This is a genomic window from Cellulomonas sp. P4_A2 (genome assembly GCF_056402515.1).
Genome location: NZ_JBFUHG010000014.1, coordinates 46,999 through 71,906, shown reverse-complemented (window position 1 = coordinate 71,906; position 24,908 = coordinate 46,999). Strand labels below are relative to the sequence as shown.

The following is a 24,908-nucleotide window of genomic DNA, read 5'->3' as shown; positions in this document are numbered from 1 at the left end:
GCCGTCCCGCGCCTGCGCGGCCCCGGAGGCCACCTGCGCGGCGCCGTCGCCCAGCTGGGTCGCGGCGTCGCGCAGCGAGACGGCACCGTCGGACGCCTGGACGAGACCGTCGCGTGCGTCCCCGAGCCCGACCAGGACCTGGTCGACGGCCTCCTGACCCGCGGTCTCGGCGACCGCGTCGCGCACCTGCGTCATGGCCGAGCGGCCGAGCGTCGTCCCGATGAACGAGTTGGCGTCGTTGTAGGTGACGTCGATCCGCGCGCTGGTCGGCTCGTCGCCGCCGGCCGAGACGAGCGACGTCGAGAAGTCGTCGGGGATCGTGACCGCGAAGTAGTAGTCACCGTCACGCACCCCCGCGGCCGCGTCGGCGGGGTCGGTCACGCGCCAGTCGAGCGCCCCGGCGTCGGTGAGCTGGTCGGTCAGGTCGGCGCCGGCCGAGAGCCGGGTCCCGTCGGTGCGCGTGGCCCCGGTGTCGGCGTCGACCAGGGCGACCGGCAGCCGGTCGAGGTGCGACGTCGGGCTCCAGAACGCCCAGAGGTACAGCGCGCCGTAGAGCAGCGGGACCAGCAGCATCGCGGCGACGCCGAGGCGGGGGAGCCGTCCGCGGCGGAACCGGCGAAGCTCGGATCCGGAGGTCAGCGAGAGCATCAGGCGTCCTTCATGACGGAGAGATCGAGAACGGTGCGGGGGGCTGCCGCCGCACTGGCGGCGACGACGGTCAGCCCGTCGGCGGTGAGGGCGTCGAGCCGCTCCCAGACGAGGGCGCGGCGGTCGGGGTCGTGCACCTGGTCCAGGTCGTCGACCACGAGCAGGCGCGGACCCTGGGCCATCGCCAGCGCGATCCGAAGCAGCAGGGCCTCGACCTCGTCGAGGTGCCAGACGACGGTCTCCGCGGCGGGCACCGGCAGGTCGCCGAAGACGGGTCGCAGGAGTGCGTCCACGTCGGCCTGGTCCGGTCGACGCATCCGGCGGTACCACGGGGACAGCCACGCGAGCCGCTCGCGGACGTGCTGCGCCACGGTCACCGAGTCGTCCAGCTCGTCGATCCCGGCGAAGCCGGCCAGGGCCGCCTCGCGCTGCAGCGCCGTGCGGTCGCCGGGGAGCACGTGCCCCAGGACGACGAGCTGCGACGACGCGTCGGGGATCATCCGGCCGGCGAGCGTCAGCAGGAGCGTGGTCCGGCCCGACCCCTGCGGGCCGCGCACGACGGCGAGGGTCCCTTCCGGGACGTCGAGGTCGAGCGGGCCGTAGACGGTTCCCCGGTCCGAGGTCAGCCCGAGGGTGCGCGCCTGCGCGGCGAGGGGTGGGGCGATGATCGACACGACGACTCCTTAAACTGACCGGTCAGTACAAAGATACGCCCGGCTGCTGGACCGAGCACGGGCTCGGGCTGTCGTCCTGGTCACACCCCGGCTGCCGCCGCGCCTCGGGAACGCGTCGGCCATGAAAGGATCACCGCATGGCCATGCGAGAGATCCGGACCGTCGGAGACCCCGTCCTGCGCACCCCGTGCGACCCCATCACCACGATCGACGCCCGGGTGCGCGGTCTCGTCGAGGACCTCGTCGAGACCGTCGACACCGACGGGCGCGCGGGCCTCGCGGCCAACCAGATCGGCGTCGGCCTGCGGGCGTTCTCCTGGAACATCGACGACGAGGTCGGCTACGTCCTCAACCCCGTGATCGTCGAGCTGTCGGAGGACGAGTACCAGGACGGCGACGAGGGCTGCCTGTCGGTCCCGGGTCTCTGGTACCCGACGCGGAGGGCCTGGTACGCACGCGTGGTCGGGACCGACCTGGACGGCAAGGAGGTCGTCGTCGAGGGGACCGAGCTGATGGCCCGCTGCCTGCAGCACGAGGTGGACCACCTCGACGGGATGCTCTACCTGGACCGCCTCGAGCGGTCGGTGCGCAAGAAGGCCATGCGCACCATCCGCGACCAGCTCTGAGGCGCGTCAGGCTGGCGTTCCCCCGGGCGCTCGTGCATGCTGTCACCAGCACGCCGCGAGACCGTGCGTACTGCTGGACAAGCTGAGGCCGTTGGGGAAGACGAACCTCGAAGCCCGTTCAGGAGGACGACATGGCAGGTGCGATCGCCCGCGGTGTTCTTTTCGTGCACTCTGCACCCCGCGCTCTGTGCCCCCACATCGAGTGGGCGGCAGGCAACGTGCTGGGCGGACGCGCGTCCTTCGACTGGATCGAGCAGCCTGCCGGCCCGGACTTCTACCGGACCGAGCACTCGTGGCAGGGCCCCCAGGGCACGGGTGCCCGCCTGGCCTCCGCCCTGCGCGGCTGGGCGCACCTGCGCTACGAGATCACCGAGGAAGCCAGCCACGGCGTCGACGGGTCGCGCTGGAGCCACACTCCGGAGCTCGGCATCTTCCACGCCGCGACCGACGTGCACGGCAACATCGTCGTGCCCGAGGACCGCATCCGCGCCGCGCTCGAGCACGCCGCGGACCCGGTGCGGCTGCGCACCGAGCTGGACCTCGCGCTCGGTCAGGCCTGGGACGACGAGCTCGAGCCGTTCCGGTACGCGGGCGCGGGCGCGCCGGTGCGCTGGCTGCACCGGGTGGGCTGAGGCGACGCCCCCAACGACGGCGCGGTGGACGGGCGAGTGCTGGAAGCTCTGAGCCGCGTCAGACCGACGCGAGGACGAGAGCCACGTTGTGGCCGCCGAAGCCGAACGAGTTGTTCACGGCGCCGATCTGCCCGTCGCGCAGCGCGCGGGGCTTGTCGCGGACCAGGTCCAGGACCAGCTCCGGGTCGGGGTTCTCGACGTTGATCGTCGGCGGTGCCTGGCGGTCGTGCAGCGCCAGCACGGTGAAGATCGTCTCCAGCGCGCCAGCGCCACCGAGCAGGTGGCCGGTCATCGACTTCGTGGCCGAGAGCGCGACGTGGTCGGCCTCGTCGCCGAGCAGGCCGCGGATCGAGCGCGCCTCGATGAGGTCGCCGACGACGGTCGACGTGGCGTGCGCGTTGACGTGCACGATGTCGGTCTGCGCGATCCCCGACTCCTCGAGGGCGGCCCGCATGGCGCGGACCTGCCCGTCGCCGGAGGGCTCGGGGGAGGTGATGTGGTAGCCGTCGGCGGACAGGCCGACACCCGCGATGCGCGCGTAGACGCGGGCGCCACGGGCGGCGGCGTGCTCGGCGCTCTCGAGGATGACGACGCCGGCGCCCTCGCCGATGACGAACCCGTCGCGGTCGACGTCGTAGGGGCGCGAGGCGCCCTCGGGGTCGTCGTTGCGCAGCGAGAGCGTGCGGGACGCGGCGAAGGCGGCCACGGGCATGGGGTGGATCGACGCCTCGGTGCCGCCGGCGATGACGACGTCTGCACGGCCGGTCCGGATCATGTCGACCGCGTAGCCGATCGCCTCGGCACCCGAGGCGCAGGCGGACACGAGGGCGTGCGCGCCGGCACGGGCACCGAACTCCAAGGACACGTAGGCCGTCGGGGAGTTGGGCATGAGCATGGGGACGGTCATGGGCAGGACGCGGCGTGCGCCGCCGTCCGGGCTCCCGAGGAGCTTCTCCCACGCGTCGAGGATCGTCTGGATGCCGCCGATGCCGGACGAGACGACCGAGCCGAGCCGGTCACCGTCGACCTCGGGCGAGCCCGCGTCGGCCCAGGCCTCGCGCGCCGCGATGATCGCGTACTGCGCGGAGAGGTCCATCTTCTTCTGCTCGGGGCGGGTCAGGACCTCGCCCGGGTCGACCTTGATGGTCGCCGCGAACTCGACCGGGATGCCGAACCGGCCTGCGCGCTCGAACCAGGCGTCGTCGAAGCGCCGTGCGCCGGACTCGCCGTTCAGCGCGGCGGCCCAGGTGCTGGCCACGTCCCCACCCAGCGGGGTGGTCGCGCCCAGTCCCGTGACGACGACATCAGGTACGTGGCTCATCGGTGCTCCAGGTCGGATCTTGGGGACGTTTCAGGTGTGGACCGCCCGGACGGGCGGGTCGGGACAGGCTCAGGCCTGTGCACCCGCGATGAAGCTGACGGCGTCGCCGACGGTCGCGAGGTTCTTGACCTCGTCGTCGGGGATGGTGACCTCGAACTTCTCCTCGGCCAGCGTGACGATCGTCATCATCGACAGCGAGTCGATGTCGAGGTCGTCGGTGAAGGACTTCTCGGGCAGGACGGAGTCCGTCGGAAGGCCGGTCTCCTCGCTGACGATCTCGGCCAGGCCGGCCAGGATCTCCTGCTCGCTGTACGCCATCGGTGTCTCCTCGTTAGTTGGGGGTCATGCTGTGTGGGGTCGGACGAACGGTACAGCGGGGGCCGCACCGGAAGCGTGCTCAGGGCAGGACCACGACCTGCGCGGCATAGACGAGACCGGCGCCGAAGCCGATCTGCAGCGCGAGCGCGCCGCTGGACACCTGGCCCTCGCGGAGCAGGCGCTCGGCGGCCAGGGGGATCGACGCGGCCGAGGTGTTGCCGGTGTCGGCGATGTCGCGGCCGATCACGACGGTCTCGGGCAGCTTGAGCGTCTTGATCATCTGGTCGATGATCCGCATGTTCGCCTGGTGCGGGATGAACGCCTCGATCTGGTCGGCCGTCACGCCCGCGGCGTCCATGGCCTTCTGCGCGACCGGCGCCATCTGCCACACGGCCCACTTGAAGACGCTCTGCCCCTCCTGGCGCAGCGTGGGCCAGCCGGCACCTTCGTCGCGCGTGGCGAGCCACGAGTGCGTCTGGCGGATCGCCTGCGACTGCGCGCCGTCGGAGCCCCAGATCGTCGGGCCGATGCCGGGCGTGTCCGACGGGCCGATGACGACCGCGCCGGCGCCGTCGCCCAGCAGGAACGAGATGGTGCGGTCGGTCGGGTCGATGAACTCGCTCATCTTCTCGGCGCCGATGACGAGCACGTTGCGCGCGGTGCCGGCGCGCACGAGGGCGTCCGCCTGGCCGATGCCGTAGCAGTACCCGGCGCACGCGGCAGAGATGTCGAACGCGGCCGCCGGCGAGGCGCCGATGCGGTCCGCGATGATCGCGGCGCCCGCGGGCGTCTGGTGGAAGTAGGTGACGGTCGACAGGATCACGCAGTCGATGTCGGCGCCGGTGAGGCCGGCGTCCTTGAGCGCGAGGTTGGCGGCCTCCTCGGCGAGGTCGAGCACGTCGGTGCCGGCGGAAGCCCGACGACGCGTGACGATGCCGGTGCGCTGCTGGATCCACTCGTCGGAGGAGTCGATCGGGCCCGCGATGTCGTCGTTGGTGACGAGGTTCTCTCCGCGGACGCCGCCGAGGCCCAGGATGCGGGTGTGCGCCGGTCCGGTGGCCTGCGTGAGGGTGGGTCGGGTCACGACGGGTTCTCCATGCTGTTCTGAGGGGTACCGGCGTGCCGACGGATGAGGTCGCGAGCGGCGTCCAGGTCGGCGGGGGTCTTGACGGCGACCGTCTCGACCCCGGGAAGCGTACGCCGCGCCAGACCCGTGAGCACCCCGCCGGGGGCGACCTCGAGCAGGCCGGTGACCCCGAGCTGCTGCAGCGTGACCTGGCACAGGTCCCAGCGGACGGGGTTGGCCACCTGCGCGACGATGAGCTCGAGCGCGCGGGCCCCGGAGGCGGTGACGGAGCCGTCGGAGTTGGTCAGCAGCGGCACGAGAGGCTCGCCCGGCGTGACGGCGTCGGCCGCGGCGCGGAGCTCGGCGACCGCGGGGGCCATGTGCTCGGTGTGGAACGCGCCGGCCACCTGCAGCGTGATGACGCGCGCCTTGGCCGGCGGGGCCGCGGCGAACGCGGCGAGAGCGTCGAGCGTGCCGGCCGCGACCACCTGCCCGCCGCCGTTGACGTTCGCGGGCACGAGCCCGTGCTGCGCGAGCGAGGCGAGGACCTCGTCGGGGTCGCCGCCCAGGACGGCGCTCATCCCGGTGGGAGTCGCGGCGGCCGCGCGGGCCATGGCAGCGCCCCGGACGGCGACCAGGCGCAGCGCCTCGTCGTCCGTCAGCACGCCGGCGATCGCCGCCGCGGCGAGCTCGCCGACCGAGTGGCCCGCGGTCGCACCGAGCAGCGGCTGGGCCGTCAGGGCGAGCGGCGCGTCCGCGTCGATGTCCAGGACGGCCCGGACGGTCGCGAGCGCGGACGCCACGAGCAGGGGCTGGGCGACGGCCGTGTCCCGGATGGTGTCGGCATCCGAGGTGGTGCCGTGGGCGACCAGGTCGAGGCCCGTGGTGCGGGACGCCCTCGCGATCGACTCGGCGACGGACGGCAGCTCGAGCCACGGGGCGAGCATGCCGGGGGACTGGGCGCCCTGACCGGGGCAGACGACGACGAGCACGCGCTCCACTCTTCCTTCCCGGCGCCGGCTGTCCCGGTCACGGCGTGCACCAACCTTCTGGGGCCCCCTTGTACCTCTCCTACAAAGAGACGTTCGCTGCGTCGAGCCGTCCGAGCGCCAGCGCGGTCTGCAGGACGTACGACTCGCGGGCGTCGAGCGGGTCCCAGCCGGTGACGTCCGCGACGCGTCGCAGGCGGTACCGGACGGTGTTCGGGTGCACGTACAGCGTGCGTGCGGCCGCCTCCAGCGACCGCCCGGTGCCGAGGTATGCCGACAGCGTCTCGAGCAGGGACCCCTGGCTGGCGGCGAGCGGGGCGAACGCCTGCGCGACGAGCGTCCGGCGGGCCGTCTCGTCGCCGATGAGCACGCGCTCAGGCAGCAGCTCGTCGGCCTGCACCGGACGCGGAGCCTGCTCCCACGCGGGCGCGGCGAGCAGCCCGGACAGAGCCGCGCGGGCGGAGCGGGCCGAGTCGGTCAGGTCGCCGACGACGGGCCCGATCACCACGGGACCGGGGCCGAACCGGGGGAGCAGGGTCGACGCCGCGGCGCGCAGGTCGCCCTCGCCCCCGAGGAACACGACGAGGCGGTCGCCCTGGATGCCGACGAGCGCGTCGTCGGCCGCCCGGCGGGTGGCCCGCCGCAGCTCGGCGGCGCGGACGTCGTCGAGCGCGGACGTCGTCGTGCCCACCATGACCAGGGTCGATCCTCGGCCGCTCCAGCCCAGTGCGGCGATGCGTGAGCGCAGCGCGTCGTCCGCGTCGCCCCTGACCAGGGCGTCCACGACGAGCGCCTCGAGCCGCGCGTCCCAGGCACCGCGCATCTCCGCGGCGCGGGCGTAGACCTCCGCGGCCGAGAACGCCACCTCGCGCGAGTAGCGCAGGACGGCCTCACGGACCTCCCGCTCGTCGCCGGGTGCGGCCAGCCGGTCGCTGTTCGTCTCGACGACGTCGACCACCACGCGCACCAGCTGGAGCGTGTGCTGGAGCGAGATCGACCGGGTCAGCTCGGGCGGCGCGGTGGCGAAGATGTCGCCGACCCCGTGCGGCGGCCGGGTCGGCTCCGCGAACCAGGTGACGAACGCCGTGATGCCCGCCTGAGCGATGAGGCCGACCCACGAGCGGTCCTCCGCCGGCAGCTCGCGGTACCACTCCAGGTCCTCGTCCAGCCGCCGCATCGCGGCCGCGGACAGCAGCCCCGCGCCCTCGCGCACCCGGCGCTGGGTCTCGGGACCGCCACGGGACTCCAGAGCGGGCGTCTTGACCCGGGCCGACGGTGCCCGTCGGGGTCGGGTGGGCGGCAGCGGCGGCTGGGGCGCGCGCCCGTCGAGGGTGCTGGACATGGGGCGAGCATAGGGTGACGGTTGTGGGAAGTCGACAAACGTTGCCTCGCGCACACCCGTGTCGGGGAGCCCATCAGCCGGTGTGGTTCGTCCGTTACGGATAAGGTCGCTCCATGGCTCTCCTGCCCCGTCTGCGTCAGCTCATGCGACGGCCGTCCTCGGCCTCGCGGGTCGGCGCGCGCCGTCCGACCAGTGCTGCGCGGCGCGGGGACACCCTCCACGAGGACGCACTTCGGTCCATGCTGAGCGACGACCCCAACAACGAACGGGCCTTCGTCGCACTCGCCGAGATCGTCCGTCGCCGGGCCGCGGAGTCCACGGTCGCCGACGACGACCCGCTGGCCGCCCCGCCCGACGACGGCGAGCGTCAGCGCGCCGCGGACCTGGCCGTGTGGGCGCTCGGCGAGGAGCTCGCCGGCAACCCGCGCGCCTGGTACCCGCTCATCGAGGTGGCGCGTCTGTCGGTCTCCGACGACCACGAGGGCACCCTGCGCAGGCTCACCACCGCCGCCGAGCGCGACCCGTCCGGCAGGGCGCTCGTCGAGGCGCTGGCCCTCCTGCGCAGCGCCGAGATGCCCGTCGACGCGATCGGCCTGGGCGTCGGCCACTGGCGCCCGCGCGAGCACGACCCCGAGGTCGCCCGCCAGCTCGTGCTCGCCTCCATCGAGGCCGGACGACCGCTCGAGGCCAAGCAGCACATCGCGGCCCTGGACCTCGTGCCTGACCAGTCGGCGGTCGCCGACCTCAAGGGCGAGCTCGGCCGCGAGCTGGCCCACGCCGAGCAGAACATCCCCGGCACCTGACGCACCCAACGCCCCGGTCCGTCGCCGACGGCTCCCGCGGGTGCTCGAGCGCGCGCTCCACGCGACCGCGCTCGGCGACGGACGACCGCGCTCGGTGACGCGAGTGCGCGCGAGCGCTCGGTGGGGACAGGCTCACGACGAAGGCCCGGGCAGCTGCCCGGGCCTTCGTCGTGCTGCGAGCGTCAGACCGTCAGCTGTCGCCGCCGGCGTTGCCGGACGTGCCGGCCGTGACGTCGTGCAGGCGGTACCGCTCGATGGCCTGAGCGACGACCTCCGGCGCGACCGCACCGGTGCGCGCGAGCTGCTGGAGCACGCGGACCACCGTCGACGGACCGTCGATCTTGAAGTGCCGGCGAGCCGCCGCGCGGGTGTCCGAGAAGCCGAAGCCGTCGGCGCCGAGCGTGGCGTACGTGCCGGGGATCCAGGCGCGGACCTGGTCGGCGACGAGGTGGTCGTAGTCCGTCGTCGCGACGAACGGACCCTCGGCACCCTGCAGCTTGGCCGTGAGGTACGGGACGCGCTCCTCCTCGCCGGGGTGCAGGTACGCCTGCTGGTCGGCGGCGAGGCCGTCGCGACGCAGCTCGTTCCAGCTGGTCACGGACCAGACCGCGGCCTGGACGCCCCAGTCCTCGGCGAGCAGCTTCTTGGCCTCCAGGGCCCACGGCACGGCCACACCCGACGCGAGGATCTGGGCACGCGGCCCGTCGCCCTCGACCGGCGAGATGAGGTGGATCCCGCGCAGGATGCCCTCGACGTCCACGTCTTCCGGCTCGGCCGGCTGCGGCATGGGCTCGTTGTAGACGGTCAGGTAGTAGATGACGTCGCGGTCGCGACCGCCCGCCTCGCCGTACATGCGCTCGATGCCGTCGCGCACGATGTGCCGGATCTCGTACCCGTAGGCCGGGTCGAAGTGCACGACGTGCGACATGGTCCCGGCCAGCAGCGGCGAGTGCCCGTCGGCGTGCTGCAGACCCTCACCGGTCAGGGTGGTGCGACCTGCGGTGGCGCCGATGAGGAACCCGCGGGCCATCTGGTCGCCGGCGGCCCAGAACTGGTCGCCCGTGCGCTGGAACCCGAACATCGAGTAGTAGAAGTAGAACGGGATCAGCGGCTCGCCGTGCGTCGCGTACGACGTGCCGACGGCCTGGAACGCCGACGCGCTGCCGGCCTCGTTGATGCCCGTGTGCATGATCTGGCCGGACTCGGACTCCTTGTAGGAGAGCATGAGCTCGCGGTCCACGGCCATGTAGTTCTGGCCGTTCGTGTTGAAGATCTTGGCGCTCGGGAAGATCGAGTCCAGACCGAACGTGCGGGCCTCGTCGGGGATGATCGGCACCAGGCGGTGGCCGAACTCCTTGTCCCGCACGAGGTCCTTGAACAGCCGCACGAGCGCCTGCGTCGAGGCGACGTCCTGGTGCCCCGAACCCTTGGCCAGGCCCTCGTAGACCTTCGGGTCGGGCAGCGTCAGGGGCTTGTGGACCGAGCGGCGCTCAGGCACGAACCCGCCCAGCTGACGACGACGCTCGAGCATGTACTGGATGCCCTCGTCCTCGGTGCCGGGGTGGAAGTACGGCGGCAGGTACGGGTTCTCGTCGATCTGCTCGTCCGTGATCGGGATGTGCAGCGAGTCGCGCAGCGTCTTGAGGTCGTCGGACTTGAGCTTCTTCATCTGGTGCGTCGCGTTGCGCCCGGCGAACCCGGAGCCCAGGCCGTAGCCCTTGATGGTGTGCGCCAGGATCACCGTCGGCTGGCCCGTGTGCTCGCGTGCGAACTTGTAGGCGGCGTAGATCTTGCGGTAGTCGTGCCCGCCGCGCTTGAGCGCCCAGATCTCGTCGTCCGTCATCTTCTCGACGAGCGCCTTGGTCCGCGGGTCGCGGCCGAAGAAGTGCTCGCGGATGAACGCGCCGTCCTCGGCACGGAACGTCTGGAAGTCGCCGTCCGGGGTCGTGTTCATGAGGTTGACCAGCGAGCGGTCCTTGTCGGCGTTGAGCAGGGCGTCCCACTCGCGGCCCCAGACGACCTTGATGACGTTCCAGCCGGCGCCGCGGAACTGCGCCTCGAGCTCCTGGATGATCTTGCCGTTGCCGCGCACCGGGCCGTCGAGCCGCTGCAGGTTGCAGTTGACGACGAACGTCAGGTTGTCGAGCCCCTGCTGGCCGGCCAGCTGGAGCATGCCGCGCGACTCGGGCTCGTCCATCTCGCCGTCGCCGAGGAACGCCCACACGTCCTGCTCGCTGGTGTCCTTGATGCCGCGCAGGTGCAGGTAGCGGTTGGTCCACGCCTGGTAGATCGCCGCCGACGGGCCCAGACCCATCGACACGGTCGGGAACTCCCACAGGTCCGGCGCCAGGCGCGGGTGCGGGTAGGAGGGCAGGCCGCCGCCCGGGTGCGACAGCTCCTGGCGGAACCCGTCGAGCTGGTGCTCGGACAGGCGGCCCTCGAGGAACGCGCGGGCGTAGACGCCGGGGGAGGCGTGGCCCTGGAAATAGACCTGGTCGCCGCCGCCGGGGTGGTCCTTGCCGCGGAAGAAATGGTTGAGGCCCACCTCGGTGAGCGTTGCGACGGACGCGTACGACGAGATGTGCCCGCCGACGCCCACGCCGGGCCGCTGCGCGCGCGTCACCATGACGGCGGCGTTCCAGCGGATCCACGAGCGGTAGCGGCGCTCGAGCGCCTCGTCGCCGGGGAAGTACGGCTCGTCGTGCACCGAGATGGTGTTGACGTAAGGCGTGTTGAGCGAGGCCGGGATGGCCACGTTCCGCTGTCGGGCGTGCCGCAGCATGCTCAGCAGCACGTACCGCGCGCGCGGTCCGCCCTTCTCGTCGATGAGTCCGTCGAGGGACTCCACCCACTCGCCGGTCTCGTCCGGGTCGATGTCCGGGACCTGGCTGAGCAGGCCGCCGATGAGCGGTCCCGTCTCGTCGATCGAAGCCACCTGCGCTCCTTGCGTCTCGTCCGCGCGCACGAGCCCGGTCGGCATCGGCGGCGCATCTGTTCCGTCCCCGCCGGACACGCCTGGGTCGGCATGTGGCGGGTTCGGGGTAGTGGACCCATTCTCTGACCCCGAGGGCCCGAAAGTCACACCGAGTCCAAGGAACAGCCACGTGACGTCCATGACACAGGCCGCGCGCTCGTCGGGACGCGCTCGTGTCTTGCCAGGCCGGGCCCCTGTGCGGTGGGCTACGGTTTGGCATCAGGAAGCGTCGCCCCGGCCTGGGGCGAGCGAGGGAAGGGATCGGTCAGGACGTGTCATCCACCACGGACGGCGCTGCGAACGCAGCGTCTCGTCTGGGTTTCGCCGCGGGTCAGGTGATCCAGGAGTTCGGTTACGACGATGATGTCGACGACACCCTGCGCTCCGGGCTCGAGGCCATCACCGGTACCGAGCTTGTCGACGAGGACTACGACGACGTCACGGACGGCGCGGTGATCTGGTTCCGGCAGGACGACGGCGACCTCACCGACGCGCTGGTCGACGCCCTGACGGTGCTCGACGACAGCGGCCCGATCTGGGTGCTGACCCCGAAGGCCGGGCGCTCCGGCCACGTGTCGCACAGCGACATCGAGGAGGCCGCGACGACGTCCGGCCTGCACGCGATGAGCACCCTGTCGATCGCGACGGACTGGTCGGCCACCCGTCTCGCCGCCAGAGGCCGCGGCCGCTGACCGTTGTTAGGGTCGTTTCCATGACGACCCCGCTGCTCGGGCAGACCCCTCCGGACTTCTCCCTGCCCGACACGCACGGCACGCCCGTGACGCTGAGCGGCCTGCTCGGAGGACCCGCCGTCCTGGTGTTCGTCCCGTTCGCATTCTCCGGCACGTGTACCGGGGAGCTGTGCGAGCTGCGCGACAACATCGCCGAGTTCGAGCAGGCCGGCGTGCACGTCGCCGTCATCTCCTGCGACCCCAGGCACTCGCTGCGAGCCTGGGCCGCCCAGGAGGGCTTCGGCTTCGACCTCCTCTCCGACTTCTGGCCGCACGGCGAGGTCGCCCGGGCCTACGGGGTCTTCGACGAGGCCAAGGGGCACGCCGTGCGCGGCAGCTTCCTCGTCGACGGTGACGGCATCCTGCGCTGGTCGGTCGTGAACCCGCCCGGACGTGCGCGTCCCCTGGCCGAGTACCGCGCCGCGGTCGCGGCCCTGGCCGCTGCCTGACCGGTAGGCTGAGCGCCCGTCGTCGTCAGGGGCCTGTAGCTCAGCTGGTCAGAGCGCCGCGCTTACACCGCGGAGGTCGCCGGTTCGAAACCGGCCGGGCCCACCGTGCTTTCCGCGCCACCATATGGTGACATTGGTGTCGAGTAACGATATGGTTACCACGAACCGATGTGCGGATATGGTGACACGGAGGCCCCGATGAGCGACGACAAGCCGTGGGCATGGGTGACGCGCCCGAGCGACCTGGGCCGGTTCCTGCGCGAGACGCGATCGGCGCGCGGGCTGACGCAGGCCGAGCTGGCCGACGAGCTGGGGATCTCCCGGCGCTACGTCAACGAGATCGAGCAGGGCAAGCCCAGCCTCTACACCGACCGGCTGTTCGCGGTGCTGCGCGAGCTGGGGGTCGTCCTGCGGGTCGAGCAGCGGTGAGCCTCGACGTCTGGCTGTACGGCACCCGGGCCGCGACGGTGCGGTCGGGCATGACGTTGACCTGGAGCGAGGAGGCCGTGCGCCGCTGGGGGAACGGGTCGCGGGTGGTCTCCCACCTCCTGCCCGTCGGGTCGCCGGAGGGGCGTCACCCGGCGCGCGTGCGCGTCTGGCTGGAGGGGCTGCTGCCCGAGGGACGTGCCCGCAGCACCATGGCCGCGGAGCACCGCATCGACCCCGACGACACGATGGCCATGCTCGCGGTGTACGGCAAGGACACGGCCGGTGCCGTGGTGTTCGTCGACGAGGGTGCCCCGGATCCCGCCACGACCGGTCGGCTCGAACCCGTCGACGACGACGAGATCGCCGCGATGCTGACGCATGCCGCCAGGCACGGCGGGGGCGGCGACCGGCTCGATTCGCTGACGTCGCTGGCCGGGATGGAGCCCAAGGTCGCTCTCGCGCGGACCCCGGACGGGTGGGCGCGCGTCCGCGGTGGCGCGCCGTCCACGCACATCCTCAAGCTTTCGCGCCCCGAGACGTCGCCGACGCGGGACCTGATCGACACCGAGGCAGCGGCGCTCGACCTGGCGCGGCGCGTCGGACTGACCGGCGTCGAGGCGCGCATCGAACGGTTCGGCGAGCTCCGGGCCATCGTCGTGGAGCGCTACGACCGCGTCGCCGAAGCCGGCACCGTGCGGCGCGTGCACCAGGAGGACCTGGCCCAGGCGCTGGGTCTGTCCACCGCCGACCCCGACCGCAAGTTCCAGCGCGGCCGTGCCCTGCCCTCCTACGCCGCGGCCGCGGGCGTGCTGACCGACGGTGGCGCCACGCCCGACCCGCTGCTGCGGCTGGCCACGTTCACCGTGCTGATCGGCAACACGGACGCGCACGCCAAGAACCACTCGTTCGTCCGGCACGCGGACGGCGCCCGGGTCGAGCTGGCGCCGGCGTACGACGTGTCGATGCACGAGCACACCGGGGTCTCGTCCGGCCTGCTCGCGCTCGACGTCGCGGGCCGTCGCGCGATCGCGGAGGTCACGGTGGACGACCTCGTCGCGGAAGGGGCGTCCTGGGGGCTCACGCCTGCCCGGGCGCGGCGCGTGGTGACGCAGACCGTCGAGGCCACGGCGGCCGCGCTCGCGGACGTCGAGCGGTCCGTGCACCCCGGGGTCTCCGAGAAGGCCTGGGCGCAGGTCGAGCGTCGTGTCGAGCAGCTGGGAACCTGATTGTTATGGTCCGCACGTGCCTGTCGTCTCCGCGCTGACCGTCTTCCCGGTGAAGTCCTTCGCCGGCGTACCCCTGGACCGCATGGACGTGGAGGTCTCCGGACCTCGCGGTGACCGGCGGTGGATGCTGATCGACGACGACGGCGAGACCCTGACCGCGCGGAAGTTCCCCCGGATGCTGGCCGCCCACGCCCGCGTCGTCGACGGCGGCGTCGAGCTGTCCGGCGCCGGCCTGCCGACGATCACCGTGCCCGAGCCGGAGGGCCCGCCGGACGTCGCCGTGGAGCTCAGCCGGGTGTCGGTCGCGACGCTCGCCGGGGACGAGGCGTCGGCCTGGTGCTCCGAGCTGCTCGGCCGGTCCGTGCGGTTCGTGTGGCTCGACGACCCGCGACGCCGGGGGATGTCCGAGAACCACGGTGGGACCCTGGACGACCCGCTCGCCCTCACCGACACCGGTCCCGTGCACGTGACGACGACCGCGTCGCTGGCCCGGCTCGACGCCTGGGCGGCGCAGAGCCACGACGAGCTGGTGCAGACGAGCCTCGAGCGCGGTCGGCCGGCGCCTGAGCCTCGGCAGGCGCTGGACATGCGGCGGTTCCGGCCCAACCTGGTGGTCGACGGCGACCTCGAGCCGTTCGCGGAGGACGGCTGGTCCACGCTGACGGTCGGGGACGTGGAGCTGCGGTTCGCCGACACCTGCGGCCGGTGCGTGCTCACGACGATCGACCCGGACACGCAGCAGGTCGGGCGCGAGCCGCTGCGCACGCTGGCCAAGCACCGGCGCTGGGACGGCGAGGTGTGGTTCGGGATCCAGATGGTGCCGGTGCGGTCCGGGGCGATCTCCGTCGGCGACGAGGTCCACGTTGGGTAACGTGCAGGCGTGAGCGCAGCGACCCTGGCCGACGTCGTCCGGCTGCTCGAGCGGCGCTACCCGCCGGCCACCGCCGAGTCCTGGGACGCGGTCGGGCTGGTGACAGGCGACGCGTCGCAGACCGTCGCGCGCGTCCTGTTCGCGGTCGACCCCGTCGCGGCGGTCGTCGACGAGGCCGCCGCGTGGGGTGCCGACCTCGTCGTGACCCACCACCCGCTGCTGCTCAAGCCGGTCCAGTCGATCGCCGCGACCACCTTCAAGGGCGCGCTGCTGCACCGGCTGGTGCTCGGCGGGATCGGCCTCTACACGGCGCACACCAACGCCGACGCGGCGACCGGGGGAGTCGCGGACGCGCTCGCCTCCGCACTGGGACTGGTCGACACGGCGCCGCTCGACGCCGCGCCCGCCGAGGCGCTCGACAAGCACGTGGTCTTCGTCCCGGTCGGCTCCGCCGAGCAGCTCGTCGACGCGCTCGCGGCCGCGGGTGCCGGTGCGATCGGGGAGTACACGCGGTGCGCGTGGACCTCGACCGGCGAGGGCACCTTCACGCCGTCGCAGGACGCGAACCCGACGATCGGGTCCGCCGGCGTGGCGTCGAGGGTCGTCGAGGCACGCGTCGAGATGGTCGCGCCCCGGCGCATGCGCTCCGCCGTCGTCGCCGCGATGAGGGTCGCGCACCCGTACGAGGAGCCCGCGTTCGACGTCCTCGAGCTCGCGTCGTGGGCTGGGTCGACGGGCATCGGCCGAGTGGGGCGCCTGCCCGTGCCGACGACGCTGCGGGAGTTCGCGGCCGTCGTCGCGAACGCCCTGCCGGCCACCGCGCAGGGCATCCGGTTCGCCGGTGACCCCGACGGGCGCGTCGAGCGCGTCGCCGTCGTCGGCGGGTCGGGCGACTCCCTGTTCGACGCCGTCCGTCGCGCCGGCGTCGATGCGTACGTGACCGCGGACCTGCGCCACCACCCCGCCTCGGAGCTGCGCGAGCGCGCGGACCACGAGGACGGCACCCCGTACCTCGTCGACGTCGCCCACTTCGCGTCCGAGTGGCCGTGGCTCGCCCACGCGGCGCGGGCGCTGGAGCAGGATGCCGCCGCCGCGGGGACTACGGTGGAGACGCGCGTCAGCACGTTGAGCACCGACCCGTGGACGGGTCGCGTCGCGAGCCCCGAGCGGACCGCACCACACGCCACGACCGAAGGACACCCGTGACCACAGCCCCCGCAGCGGACCAGCGCCGACTGCTCGACGTCCAGGAGCTCGACACGCGGCTGGACCAGATCGCGCACAAGCGGCGGACCCTGCCGGAGCTGGCGCGGCTGGTCGAGCTCGACTCCCAGGTGGGAGACCTGCACACCGCGCTGGTCACCAGCCGGACTGCGGTCGGTGACCTCAAGCGCGAGCTGACCAAGGCCGAGGGCGACGTCGAGCAGGTCCGCGTGCGGGCTGCGCGCGACCAGGCCCGGCTCGACTCCGGACAGGGCAGCCCGAAGGACCTGCAGGCGCTGCAGAGCGAGCTCGTCGCGCTCGGTCGTCGCCAGTCCGACCTCGAGGAGGTCGAGCTGGACGTCATGGAGCGGCTCGAGGCCCACGAGACCGCGCTCGCCGAGGTCACCACCGCGCACGACTCGCTGGCGTCCCGGCGGGCCGACGTCGAGGCCGAGCGGGATGCCGCGTTCGCGGCGCTCGACGCCGACGCCGAGAAGGTCCGCGCCGAGCGTGCGGTCGCCGTCGAAGGTCTGGACGCCGCGCTGGTCACCCTCTACGAGAAGCTTCGGGCCCAGCTGGGTGGCCGCGGTGCCGGTGCGCTGCGCGGTGCACGGTGCGAGAGCTGCCGGCTCGAGCTGAACCCGCTGGACGTCGAGGCCATCCGCAAGGCGCCCGAGGACCAGGTCGTGCGCTGCGAGGAGTGCGGGCGCATCCTCGTGCGGCTGCCCGAGCCCGCGCGGGGCTGACCGTGGCGCGCCGGCTCGTCGTCGAGGCCGACGGCGGATCGCGGGGGAACCCGGGTCCGGCCGGCTACGGCGCGCTCGTGCGTGACGCCGCCACGGGTGCCGTGCTCGCCGAGCGGGCGGACTACCTCGGGGTCGTCTCCAACAACGTGGCCGAGTACTCCGGCCTGGTCGCGGGGCTGAAGGCGGCGGTCGCGATCGACGCGGACGCATCGATCGAGGTCCGGATGGACTCGCGGCTCGTCATCGAGCAGATGAGCGGCGCCTGGCAGATCAAGCACGAGGACATGCGCCGGCTCGCCGCCGAGGCGCGCTCCGTCGTCGATCCCGCCCGCGTGACGTGGACCTGGGTGCCTCGCGCCCAGAACGGCGCGGCCGACCGGCTCGCCAACCTGGCGATGGACCGCAAGACTGCCCACGTGAGCGACGTCGCCGCACCACTGGGCCGAGCCCCGCGCCCCTCGGGCGCCGGCGTCCGTTTCGACGAGGATGAGCCGGTCACGGTGGTCCTGGTCCGGCACGGGCAGACGACCATGACCGTCGCCCGGGGCTACTCGGGCTCGGGCGAGCCGGGTCCGCCGCTCGACGAGACGGGGATCGGGCAGGCGCACGCCGCCGCCGACCTCGTCGACCGCGTCGGCCGTGACCTCTGGGGCGACATCCCGTACCCGAGCCTCGTGATCGCGTCGCCGATGGTCCGCACGCAGATGACCGGCGGGATCATCGCCGAGCGGCTCGGCCTCCCGGTGCGCACGGACGCCACCTTCCAGGAGGCGAACTTCGGCGACTGGCAGGGCCTGACCTCCGAGCAGATCGAGGAGCGCTGGCCCGGTCAGCTCGAGCCGTGGCACACCGAGGCCAACGTGCGGCCGCCGGGCGGGGAGTCGATCGAGGACGTCGGGATCCGGTTGCGCGGCGGGCTCGAGGCGCTGCTGGCCGAGGGGGTGGACCGCACGGTCGTCGTGGTCAGCCACGCCGTCTCGATCCGGGCGGCGCTCGGCGTCACCATGGGCGCGCAGCCGTCGTCGTGGAGCCAGCTGCGGGTCGCGCCGGCGTCGGTGAGCATCGTCCGGTGGTTCGAGGACCGCCGCAACGAGGTCGCGGTGGTCGGTGCGCCGAGCGAGGGGTGGGGCGGCCGGCCCTGACGCGGGCAGATCGGGCACCTGGCCCGCACAGGGCGAGGCGCCCGATCCATCGGACTGCGTCCCTCTTACGCCGGGCCGCGCTGCCAGCCTAGTGGGCGGCGACCAGCGCCAGCGTCGAGACGACCACCGCCACGGGGGCCAGCAGCAGGCCTTGGCCCACGATCGTCCGGGTCGGCACGTCCAGCAGGACCGCGCGGCACCGCTGCCACCACAGGACCGTCGCGAGCGATCCCCAGGGCGTGATCAGCGGACCGACACCGGTCCCGATCAGCAGCGCCGCGATCCGCAGGGCGTCGCCGCCCATCGCGGGCTCCAGCGCGAGGTAGGCGGGCAGGTTGTTCAGCCCGTTGGCCGCGAGCGCGCCGACGCCCGCCACCCGCAGGAGGTCCACGGGACCCGTGCCGGTGCCCGACGCGTCGGCGAGGAGCGCCCCGAGGCCGTGGGAGTGCAGGGTCTCGACGATGGCGAACAGCCCGAGCACCACGAGCAAGGTGCGCCACGGCACCAGGTCACGGGCCTTCACGGGCAGCTTCTGGTGCCGGGCGAGGGTCATGACGAGGAGCAGGACGGCCGCTGCGACGGCCGTCGGGGCGGTCGGCGCGCCGAGGGCGAACGCCACTCCGAGGACCCCCACGGTCACGGCCGTGACCACCAGCAGCGGCACGTCCCGGGGCGGGCGCGGCAGGTTCGGGTCGAACGCGCCGCGCAGCACGCGGCGGTCGCGGATCGCGAGGATCACGACCGTCACGACGATGGCCGCGACCGCGGGCGCCCACATCAGGCCGAGGTAGCCCACCTCGAGCGTGTGGTCCGCCAGCAGGTTGGTCAGGTTGGACACCGGGAGCACCAGCGACGCGGTGTTGGCCAGCGCGAGCACGGCCAGCGCGAAGGGCAGCGGTGGCGTGTGCGTGCGCCGGGCGAGCGCGATGACGACAGGCGTGAGCAGCACCGCGGTGGTGTCGAGCGAGAGGACCGCCGTGCTGAGGACGGCGAGCAGCACGACGAGCGCCCACAGCGCCCACCGCCGGTTCCCGGCGACCCGCGCGGCGAGCCCGGCGGCCTGCTCGAACAACCCGGCGCCCGCGCACATCTCCGCGACGACCGTCAGGCCCGCGACGAAGACGAGGATCGGCAGCGTGCGCTCGGCCAGCTCGATCGCGTCGTCGTGCGGCAGCCAGCCGGTCACGACGACGAGCACGGTCACCAGGACCGCGACCAGCCACCAGGGGATACGCCTCACGCGACGACGAGCGACAGCGTGCGCGCACCGCGGCCCGGTGGACCGAGCTCGACGGCGAGAAGCTCCGTCCCGACGAGCTCGCCGGCCACGCGCGCGAGGCTCCTCGCATCCTGCGGAGCCTTCCCGCGGCGCGTGAGCAGGTGCCGCGTCAGCACGCCGCGCGTGTGCTTCGCGCTGTGCGAGACGACCGAGCGGGAGCCGTCGGGCTCCTGGCGCAGCACGCGCACGGCCACCCAGTCGGCGCTCGTCGGCGGGTGCCAGGCGGCCAGGTAGGTGGCCGAGCGGCAGTCGACGACCAGCTCGCCCTCGGCGCGCTCCTGCAGCTCGACGCCCAGCGACGCCTTCCACGCGCCGGCCAGCGGTCCGATGCCGGGCAGGTCGGTGCCCATCGACAGCCGGTAGGCGGGGATGTGGTCGTCGGGGCTGACCAGGCCCCACAGCCCGGAGACGATCCGGACCGACTCGGCGGCACGCGACCGAGCCGTGGGTGTGAGCCGGTCGAGCCCGGCCGCCCCGTAGAGGACGCCTGTGTAGACCTTCTTGGCCGGTGCCGTCGGGGCGGTGCGCAGGTGGACGTTCCGTGCGACCTCGTCGGTAAGGCTGGGACCGACGCCCAGCGCGGCGACGGCGTCCGGCGATGCACTGACCTGCGCGAGCGCGTCCAGCACCTTCTCGCGCAACGGCGTCAGGCCGGGTGCGGTCAGTGCATCGAGGTCGAGCAGAGGGCCGCGGGCGCGCGGCGGCGTCTTGCCCTCGGAGGGTGGCAGGAGCACGAGCACGCCTGAACTGTAGGCTCCGCGCGACGAAACCACGCGAGGAGTCCCGAGGAGGCCCGCATGGCGCACGTGAAGATCTACGGCCGGCGCGACGTCTGGCAGGACCGACGCGGTTCGCTGTCGGACGCGGTGCACCGCGCGATCGTCGGGACCTGGGGTCTCCCGCCCGAGAAGCGGTTCCACCGGTTCTTCCTGCTCGACGCCGACGACCTGGTGGCGCCGAGGTCCAAGGAGTACCTGGTGATCGAGATCCTCTGCTTCACGGGGAGGTCCCGGTCGGCCAGGCGTGCCCTGATCGCCGCGTTCTACGACGACGTCGCACCCACCCTCGGCCTGTCCGTCGAGGACCTCGAGGTGATCATCATCGAGAGCCCGCCGGAGAACTGGGGGATCCGCGGGGTCTCGGGCGACGAGCTGTCGCTGGACTACCGCGTCGACGTCTGAACCGACGGCCTCGGCACGTCGGCCCGGTTCGGTCGGACGTGGTCGGCCTCGTCGTCGCCGTCCATGCTGCCCAGACCTTCGGGCACGAGGCCCCAGGCCCGGCCGGCGTGCAGGGCGCTCTCTCGATCCGCGACGCCGAGCTTCATGTAGATGGAGCGGACCTGCGACTTCACGGTGTTCCGGGTGACGAACAGCGACGCGGCGATCTCGCCGAGCGTCAGGGGGAGAGCGAGGTGCGCGAGGATCACGCGCTCTCGCTGGGTCAGGGGCGGTGTGGTGTCCATGCCCTGGGTTCGGTGCGGAGCGGCTGGTGGATGGGCGCGATCTCGCCCTGAGCCTCCGGCCGAGGTGCAAGCCGACTACCGTCGGGGTTGCTCGCATCGTCCAGCCGGGGGAGTCGCCATGCGTCGTCGCACGTTTCTGTCGGGTCTTCTGCTCGCCTCGGTCGTCGTGCTCGGACTGGGTGCCTGCGGCACCGCCGACGACGCGGCGTCCCCGTCCCCGGCTGCCTCGTCCTCGTCGTCGACGTCGTCGTCCCCTTCGTCGTCTCCTTCGTCGGAACCCACGACCTCGGACCCGGCCGTGCCCGGCGACGGCTTCACGCTCGCGACCGCGGACGGCACGGTGGAGGTCACCGGTCCCGCCAGCAGCTGCGTGAACCCCGACGAGGGCACCCTCGACCTCGTCTTCGCCGACGACGCCACGACCGTGACCGTCACGCTCGCCCTCGGGACGGGCACGGTCTCGGCGGAGGGCGACCACAGCTTCGAGGGGACGATCACCGACTTCGTGATCAGCGACTCCGGCGACGTCCGGCTCTCCGGCACCGGCGCCGAGACCACCTTCACCGTCACGGGCACGTGCACGGGACGGTGAAGGTGGCCGCTAGGCTGTCGGCGCGGATGAGTCAGTCAGGCGGCCGCGTCAGGCCCTCGGGCCTGCCGAGGAACGTCCGGGCTCCGCAGAGCAGGGTGGTGGGTAACGCCCACCCGGGGTGACCCGCGGGAAAGTGCCACAGAGAACAGACCGCCGGCTCAGCTCGCTGGGCCGGTAAGGGTGAAACGGTGGTGTAAGAGACCACCAGCGTGCCGGGTGACCGGTGCGGCTCGGTAAACCCCACCCGGAGCAAGGCCAGACAGGGAGTGTTCGAGGGCTGCTCGCCCGAGCTCCCGGGTAGGCCGCTGGAGGCGTGCGGCAACGTACGTCGTAGAGGGATGGCCGCCACTCGCGCAGCTGCGGGCAACCGCGCGCGAGGACAGAACCCGGCGTATCGACTGACTCATCCGCTCTCAGGGCGCCCGCCGTTCGCGGGCGCCCCGGATCAGGTCGCGCCGTCGGCGGCTGCCGCCTTGAGCCCGGCGCGCATCGCGCGGATCGTGGGCTGCGCTCCCCACGAGGCCCGACCGATCGGGTCAGGTGCCCGGTTCAGGTAGTCGCGGTAGGCGGCGTCGACCGAGCTCGGCTCGTTGGTCGGCGATGCGTTCAGCAGGTCGTCCACGACCTGCGTCGGTGTCTGGACGAGCCGCGCGCAGATGTCGTCGGTCGAGGGTCCGCGACCCAGGATCCGCGTGTACAGCTCGATGATGTCGGTGACCATGTCGTCCTCCAGGTGTGCGGTCAGGTTGTTCAAGGGCACCCCGTCCGGGTGCAGAGGGTCGGCGATGCGGTTCGCGACCGGGGTGAGGGTGGCGATGTTGGAGACGACCTCGAAGTGCATCTCGTCCGCATCGCCTTCCGTCAGGCGGCCGTCGCCGTTCCAGTCGCCACCCCAGCGCACGACCCCGCCGAGGTCCACGAGGATCTGTCGGATCGCGGAGACCTGGGCGTCGGTGAAGGTGCCGTGCTCGAACCTGCGGTGCTTGCCGCCGTTGACGTCGACGGCGGTCCCCGAGAGGTGGTTGGAGCTCGTGATACCACCGGAGCTCTTGTTCAAGGCGGCGCTGCGCCATCCGTTGAAGGTGGTGACGGGCTCGACGTCTGTGTGGAAACGTCGCCCGACCTCGCAGAGGACCGTCGCCACGGGGCCGCCCAGCAGACGTGTGCTGTGCCCGGCGACCGTGGCCAGGGTCAAGCGATCATCGATCGTGTCGATGCGCGCGTAGCCGTTCATGGTGGTGGACATCTCGTCGCCTCCCTGGTTCCGATGAACACCAGGGTGCGAAGGGTCGGAGCGGATACACGTCAGGCGTCAGGCGGTCCCGCCGGCAGGCTCATCCGCTCTCGGTGCCGTGCGCGCGCCGAGACCGGTACGCGGCCACGTGCGCTCGGTTGGCGCAGCCGTTGACGTCGCAGAAGCGGCGGGAGCGGTTGCGGGAGAGGTCGACGAGAACCGCGTCGCAGTCGTCGGCCGCGCAGTGCTGCAGGCGGTCGTACTCGTTGCTGCGCACCACGTCGATCATCGCCATCGCGGTCTCGACGAGCATGACCGTGCCGAGTGGCGCGTCGGGCTCAGTGCCGTGCAGGTGCCAGTCGAGCTCGTCGTGGCGCACCAGGAACGGGACGGCGCCCCCGCGCGCGAGCATCGCGTTGAGGAGCGGTGCCGCGGTGTCGCGGTCGACCTCCCACAGCTCGGCGATCTGGTCGCGGGCGTCGCGGACCGCGGCCAGCTCGGTGCCGTCGCCGTCGTGCCGCACCGAGTAGCCCCAGCGCGTGTAGAACTCGCTCACGTCGTCGGTCGTCGCCATGGCGTCGTGCCCGTCGCGACGGCGCGCGCTGTTCACGAGCTCGGCCGCGGCGGCGAGGTTCGCCTCGGTGTCATGGGCAAATACCACGTTGACTCCTGTCGGATTCGCGCTACTGTCATGAGCGTAGCGCCCTTTCACTCATGACAAGCCTGGAGCCACGCCATGCCCACGACCGCCGCACGGGACCGCTCCGTCGGCATCGTCGCAGGTCTGGTCGCGGCGATGGCGTTCGCGACCAGCGGCCCGGTGGTCAAGCCGCTGCTCGTCGCCGGCTGGTCGCCCGGGTCGGCGATCCTGGTCCGGCTGTCCGTCGCGGCCCTGCTGCTCGCCGGACCCGCCGCGTGGGCGCTGCACGGCCGCTGGTACCTGCTCCGGGTCGAGTGGAGGACCGTGCTGGGGTTCGGGGTCCTCGGCGTGGCCACGGCCTCGACGATGTACTTCCTCGCCGTCGACCGGCTGCCCGTCGCCGTGGCGCTCCTCGTCGAGTACATGGGGCCGCTGCTGCTCGTCGCATGGCGCTGGGCACGGGAGCGCAAGGCGCCCGAGCGCGCGACGCTGGCCGGCGCGGCCCTGGCGACCGGCGGACTGGTCCTGGTCCTCGACCTGACCGGGTCGCTCGAGCTCGACCCGCTCGGGCTGGCCTTCGCGCTGCTCGCCGCCGTGGGCAACGCCGCCTACTTCGCATTCACCGGGCGCCCGACCGAGCTCCCCGCGATCAGCCTCGCCGGGGCCGGCATGGTGGTCGGCGCGGTGACGATCGGGCTCGTCGCCGCGGTCGGGATCCTGCCGATGGCGGCTCCCGACGTGAGCGTCGACCTCCTCGGCGCCCAGGTGCACTGGATCGTGCCGCTGCTCATCGTCGCGACCGTGCCGACCGCCTTCGCCTACGGCGTCAGCGCGCTGTCGGTGCGGCTCCTCGGTGAGCGGCTCGCGTCGTTCCTTGCCCTCTCCGAGGTGCTCGTCGCCGTCCTGCTGGCCTGGGTGCTCGTCGGCGMGGCGCCKCTGCCGACGCAGCTGGCCGGCATGGTGCTCGTCGTCGCGGGGATCGCCCTGGTCCGGCGCGGGACGGCGGTCCCGGCCGAGGCGGTCGCCCCGGTGGACGACCGGCACGCCGAGCTGCCGACCGCCCGGTAGGTCAGCCCGCAGCCTCCGCGGTCTCGGCGGCCAGGCGGGCCGCGGCCTCCTCGGGGGTGCTCCGCAGCAGGCAGAACTCGTTGCCCTCGGGGTCGGCCAGGACGTGCCAGGGGACGTCGTCGCCCTGGCCGATGTCGGCGCGGGTCGCTCCGAGGGCCAGGAGGCGGTCGAGCTCGGCGGCCTGGTTCGAGCCGTTCGGCGGGCGGACGTCGAGATGGATCCGGTTCTTGGCGGTCTTCAGCTCGGGGACCTTGAGGAACAGCATGTTGGCCGCGGAGCCGTCGGACGGACCGATCTCGACCTCGACGTCGTCGTCGGCCGCCTCCCACGGGTACGTCCAGTCCAGGACCTCGCGCCACCAGGCGGCGAGGGCGTGCGGGTCGGCCGAGTCGATGACGAGCTGGGAGATCACGGAAGCCATGCGACGCAGGCTAGAGGCG

The 24,908-nt window shown here is 72.8% G+C and carries 28 protein-coding genes, 1 tRNA gene and 1 other RNA gene; 16 read left to right on the top strand and 14 right to left on the bottom strand.

Going from position 1 to position 24,908, the window contains the following annotated elements:
* Together AC1DUE_RS14235 and AC1DUE_RS14230 are read right to left on the bottom strand one after the other, a co-directional pair.
* A partial coding sequence (locus AC1DUE_RS14235; RefSeq protein WP_477040084.1) for a YhgE/Pip domain-containing protein occupies positions 1-648 on the bottom strand: 648 nt, incomplete at its 3' end.
* Positions 648-1,322, bottom strand: a complete 675-nt coding sequence (locus tag AC1DUE_RS14230; RefSeq protein ID WP_477040083.1) for an ATP-binding cassette domain-containing protein — start codon at positions 1,320-1,322, stop codon at positions 648-650. The genes AC1DUE_RS14230 and AC1DUE_RS14235, both read right to left, overlap by 1 nt.
* A 137-nt stretch (positions 1,323-1,459) precedes the next feature.
* Between AC1DUE_RS14230 and def the strand changes: the two genes are divergently transcribed.
* Complete coding sequence (def, locus tag AC1DUE_RS14225; protein ID WP_477040082.1) at positions 1,460-1,948, top strand: peptide deformylase; 489 nt, start codon at positions 1,460-1,462, stop codon at positions 1,946-1,948.
* A 131-nt stretch (positions 1,949-2,079) separates the two neighbouring features.
* Positions 2,080-2,580, top strand: a complete 501-nt coding sequence (locus AC1DUE_RS14220) for a DUF3145 domain-containing protein (RefSeq protein WP_477040081.1) — start codon at positions 2,080-2,082, stop codon at positions 2,578-2,580.
* A gap of 58 nt (positions 2,581-2,638) precedes the next feature.
* Here AC1DUE_RS14220 and AC1DUE_RS14215 read toward each other — a convergent pair whose 3' ends face one another.
* The 5 genes from AC1DUE_RS14215 to AC1DUE_RS14195 all read right to left on the bottom strand — a co-directional run bounded on the left by AC1DUE_RS14215 (position 2,639) and on the right by AC1DUE_RS14195 (position 7,616).
* Positions 2,639-3,901, bottom strand: coding sequence for a beta-ketoacyl-[acyl-carrier-protein] synthase family protein (locus tag AC1DUE_RS14215; protein ID WP_477040080.1), 1,263 nt, complete (start codon positions 3,899-3,901; stop codon positions 2,639-2,641).
* A gap of 69 nt (positions 3,902-3,970) precedes the next feature.
* The gene (locus tag AC1DUE_RS14210) at positions 3,971-4,219 is read right to left on the bottom strand and encodes an acyl carrier protein (RefSeq protein ID WP_028048687.1); all 249 of its coding nucleotides are present in this window, start codon (positions 4,217-4,219) and stop codon (positions 3,971-3,973) included.
* A gap of 79 nt (positions 4,220-4,298) precedes the next feature.
* The gene (locus AC1DUE_RS14205) at positions 4,299-5,303 is read right to left on the bottom strand and encodes a beta-ketoacyl-ACP synthase III (protein WP_477040079.1); all 1,005 of its coding nucleotides are present in this window, start codon (positions 5,301-5,303) and stop codon (positions 4,299-4,301) included.
* Positions 5,300-6,277 (bottom strand): ACP S-malonyltransferase, encoded by a 978-nt coding sequence (locus AC1DUE_RS14200; protein WP_477040085.1) that lies wholly within the window; start codon positions 6,275-6,277, stop codon positions 5,300-5,302. Before AC1DUE_RS14200 ends, AC1DUE_RS14205 begins: the two co-directional genes overlap by 4 nt.
* 79 nt (positions 6,278-6,356) lie before the next feature.
* Positions 6,357-7,616, bottom strand: a complete 1,260-nt coding sequence (locus tag AC1DUE_RS14195; RefSeq protein ID WP_477040078.1) for a PucR family transcriptional regulator — start codon at positions 7,614-7,616, stop codon at positions 6,357-6,359.
* 113 nt (positions 7,617-7,729) lie between these two features.
* On the opposite strand from AC1DUE_RS14195, the gene AC1DUE_RS14190 reads away from it, so the two are divergent.
* Positions 7,730-8,419, top strand: coding sequence for a hypothetical protein (locus AC1DUE_RS14190; protein ID WP_477040077.1), 690 nt, complete (start codon positions 7,730-7,732; stop codon positions 8,417-8,419).
* 190 nt (positions 8,420-8,609) lie between these two features.
* Here the strand turns inward: AC1DUE_RS14190 and aceE are convergent, their stop codons facing one another.
* Complete coding sequence (gene aceE / locus AC1DUE_RS14185; RefSeq protein WP_477040076.1) at positions 8,610-11,354, bottom strand: pyruvate dehydrogenase (acetyl-transferring), homodimeric type; 2,745 nt, start codon at positions 11,352-11,354, stop codon at positions 8,610-8,612.
* Between the two features lie 311 nt (positions 11,355-11,665).
* Between aceE and AC1DUE_RS14180 the strand changes: the two genes are divergently transcribed.
* The 9 genes from AC1DUE_RS14180 to AC1DUE_RS14140 all read left to right on the top strand — a co-directional run bounded on the left by AC1DUE_RS14180 (position 11,666) and on the right by AC1DUE_RS14140 (position 18,190).
* Entirely contained in the window at positions 11,666-12,085 is a 420-nt protein-coding gene (locus tag AC1DUE_RS14180; protein WP_477040075.1) for a DUF3052 domain-containing protein, read from the top strand.
* 20 nt (positions 12,086-12,105) lie between these two features.
* Positions 12,106-12,573: a peroxiredoxin gene (locus AC1DUE_RS14175; RefSeq protein WP_477040074.1), complete on the top strand. Its 468-nt coding sequence runs from the start codon at positions 12,106-12,108 to the stop codon at positions 12,571-12,573.
* Between the two features lie 29 nt (positions 12,574-12,602).
* A tRNA-Val gene (locus tag AC1DUE_RS14170) sits at positions 12,603-12,676 on the top strand.
* Between the two features lie 95 nt (positions 12,677-12,771).
* Positions 12,772-13,002 carry a helix-turn-helix domain-containing protein gene (locus tag AC1DUE_RS14165; protein WP_028046576.1) on the top strand — a complete coding sequence of 77 codons (231 nt, stop codon included), beginning with the start codon at positions 12,772-12,774 and terminating at the stop codon, positions 13,000-13,002.
* Complete coding sequence (locus tag AC1DUE_RS14160) at positions 12,999-14,228, top strand: type II toxin-antitoxin system HipA family toxin (RefSeq protein WP_477040073.1); 1,230 nt, start codon at positions 12,999-13,001, stop codon at positions 14,226-14,228. The genes AC1DUE_RS14165 and AC1DUE_RS14160 overlap by 4 nt, the downstream gene beginning before the upstream one ends.
* 16 nt (positions 14,229-14,244) lie before the next feature.
* On the top strand, positions 14,245-15,099 hold the full coding sequence (locus tag AC1DUE_RS14155) for an MOSC domain-containing protein (RefSeq protein WP_477040072.1): 855 nt from the start codon (positions 14,245-14,247) through the stop codon (positions 15,097-15,099).
* Positions 15,100-15,108: 9 nt separating this feature from the next.
* Entirely contained in the window at positions 15,109-16,305 is a 1,197-nt protein-coding gene (locus AC1DUE_RS14150) for a Nif3-like dinuclear metal center hexameric protein (RefSeq protein ID WP_477040071.1), read from the top strand.
* Positions 16,302-17,048, top strand: a complete 747-nt coding sequence (locus AC1DUE_RS14145) for a zinc ribbon domain-containing protein (RefSeq protein WP_477040070.1) — start codon at positions 16,302-16,304, stop codon at positions 17,046-17,048. The genes AC1DUE_RS14150 and AC1DUE_RS14145 overlap by 4 nt, the downstream gene beginning before the upstream one ends.
* Before the next feature lie 2 nt (positions 17,049-17,050).
* The gene (locus AC1DUE_RS14140) at positions 17,051-18,190 is read left to right on the top strand and encodes a bifunctional RNase H/acid phosphatase (protein WP_477040069.1); all 1,140 of its coding nucleotides are present in this window, start codon (positions 17,051-17,053) and stop codon (positions 18,188-18,190) included.
* 88 nt (positions 18,191-18,278) lie between these two features.
* On the opposite strand, the gene AC1DUE_RS14135 is transcribed toward AC1DUE_RS14140, so the two are convergent.
* Both AC1DUE_RS14135 and AC1DUE_RS14130 read right to left on the bottom strand, forming a co-directional pair.
* Entirely contained in the window at positions 18,279-19,430 is a 1,152-nt protein-coding gene (locus AC1DUE_RS14135; protein ID WP_477040068.1) for an SLC13 family permease, read from the bottom strand.
* Complete coding sequence (locus AC1DUE_RS14130) at positions 19,427-20,209, bottom strand: YaaA family protein (RefSeq protein WP_477040067.1); 783 nt, start codon at positions 20,207-20,209, stop codon at positions 19,427-19,429. Before AC1DUE_RS14130 ends, AC1DUE_RS14135 begins: the two co-directional genes overlap by 4 nt.
* A gap of 57 nt (positions 20,210-20,266) precedes the next feature.
* On the opposite strand from AC1DUE_RS14130, the gene AC1DUE_RS14125 reads away from it, so the two are divergent.
* Positions 20,267-20,650, top strand: coding sequence for a tautomerase family protein (locus AC1DUE_RS14125; RefSeq protein ID WP_477040066.1), 384 nt, complete (start codon positions 20,267-20,269; stop codon positions 20,648-20,650).
* Here AC1DUE_RS14125 and AC1DUE_RS14120 read toward each other — a convergent pair.
* A complete protein-coding gene (locus tag AC1DUE_RS14120; protein ID WP_477040065.1) occupies positions 20,632-20,934 on the bottom strand; it encodes a LuxR C-terminal-related transcriptional regulator in 303 nt (100 codons plus the stop codon). The genes AC1DUE_RS14125 and AC1DUE_RS14120 overlap by 19 nt on opposite strands.
* A 118-nt stretch (positions 20,935-21,052) precedes the next feature.
* On the opposite strand from AC1DUE_RS14120, the gene AC1DUE_RS14115 reads away from it, so the two are divergent.
* Entirely contained in the window at positions 21,053-21,526 is a 474-nt protein-coding gene (locus AC1DUE_RS14115; protein WP_477040064.1) for a hypothetical protein, read from the top strand.
* A gap of 27 nt (positions 21,527-21,553) precedes the next feature.
* Positions 21,554-21,936, top strand: an RNA gene (gene rnpB / locus AC1DUE_RS14110) — RNase P RNA component class A.
* 35 nt (positions 21,937-21,971) lie between these two features.
* Here the strand turns inward: rnpB and AC1DUE_RS14105 are convergent.
* Together AC1DUE_RS14105 and AC1DUE_RS14100 are read right to left on the bottom strand one after the other, a co-directional pair.
* The gene (locus tag AC1DUE_RS14105) at positions 21,972-22,772 is read right to left on the bottom strand and encodes a M15 family metallopeptidase (protein WP_477040063.1); all 801 of its coding nucleotides are present in this window, start codon (positions 22,770-22,772) and stop codon (positions 21,972-21,974) included.
* Between the two features lie 88 nt (positions 22,773-22,860).
* Positions 22,861-23,421 (bottom strand): CGNR zinc finger domain-containing protein, encoded by a 561-nt coding sequence (locus tag AC1DUE_RS14100; RefSeq protein ID WP_477040062.1) that lies wholly within the window; start codon positions 23,419-23,421, stop codon positions 22,861-22,863.
* 75 nt (positions 23,422-23,496) lie between these two features.
* Here AC1DUE_RS14100 and AC1DUE_RS14095 point away from each other — a divergent pair, with 75 nt between their 5' ends.
* A complete protein-coding gene (locus AC1DUE_RS14095) occupies positions 23,497-24,468 on the top strand; it encodes an EamA family transporter (RefSeq protein ID WP_477040061.1) in 972 nt (323 codons plus the stop codon).
* A gap of 1 nt (position 24,469) precedes the next feature.
* On the opposite strand, the gene AC1DUE_RS14090 is transcribed toward AC1DUE_RS14095, so the two are convergent.
* A complete protein-coding gene (locus AC1DUE_RS14090) occupies positions 24,470-24,889 on the bottom strand; it encodes a VOC family protein (RefSeq protein ID WP_477040060.1) in 420 nt (139 codons plus the stop codon).
* Positions 24,890-24,908 lie beyond the last annotated feature (19 nt).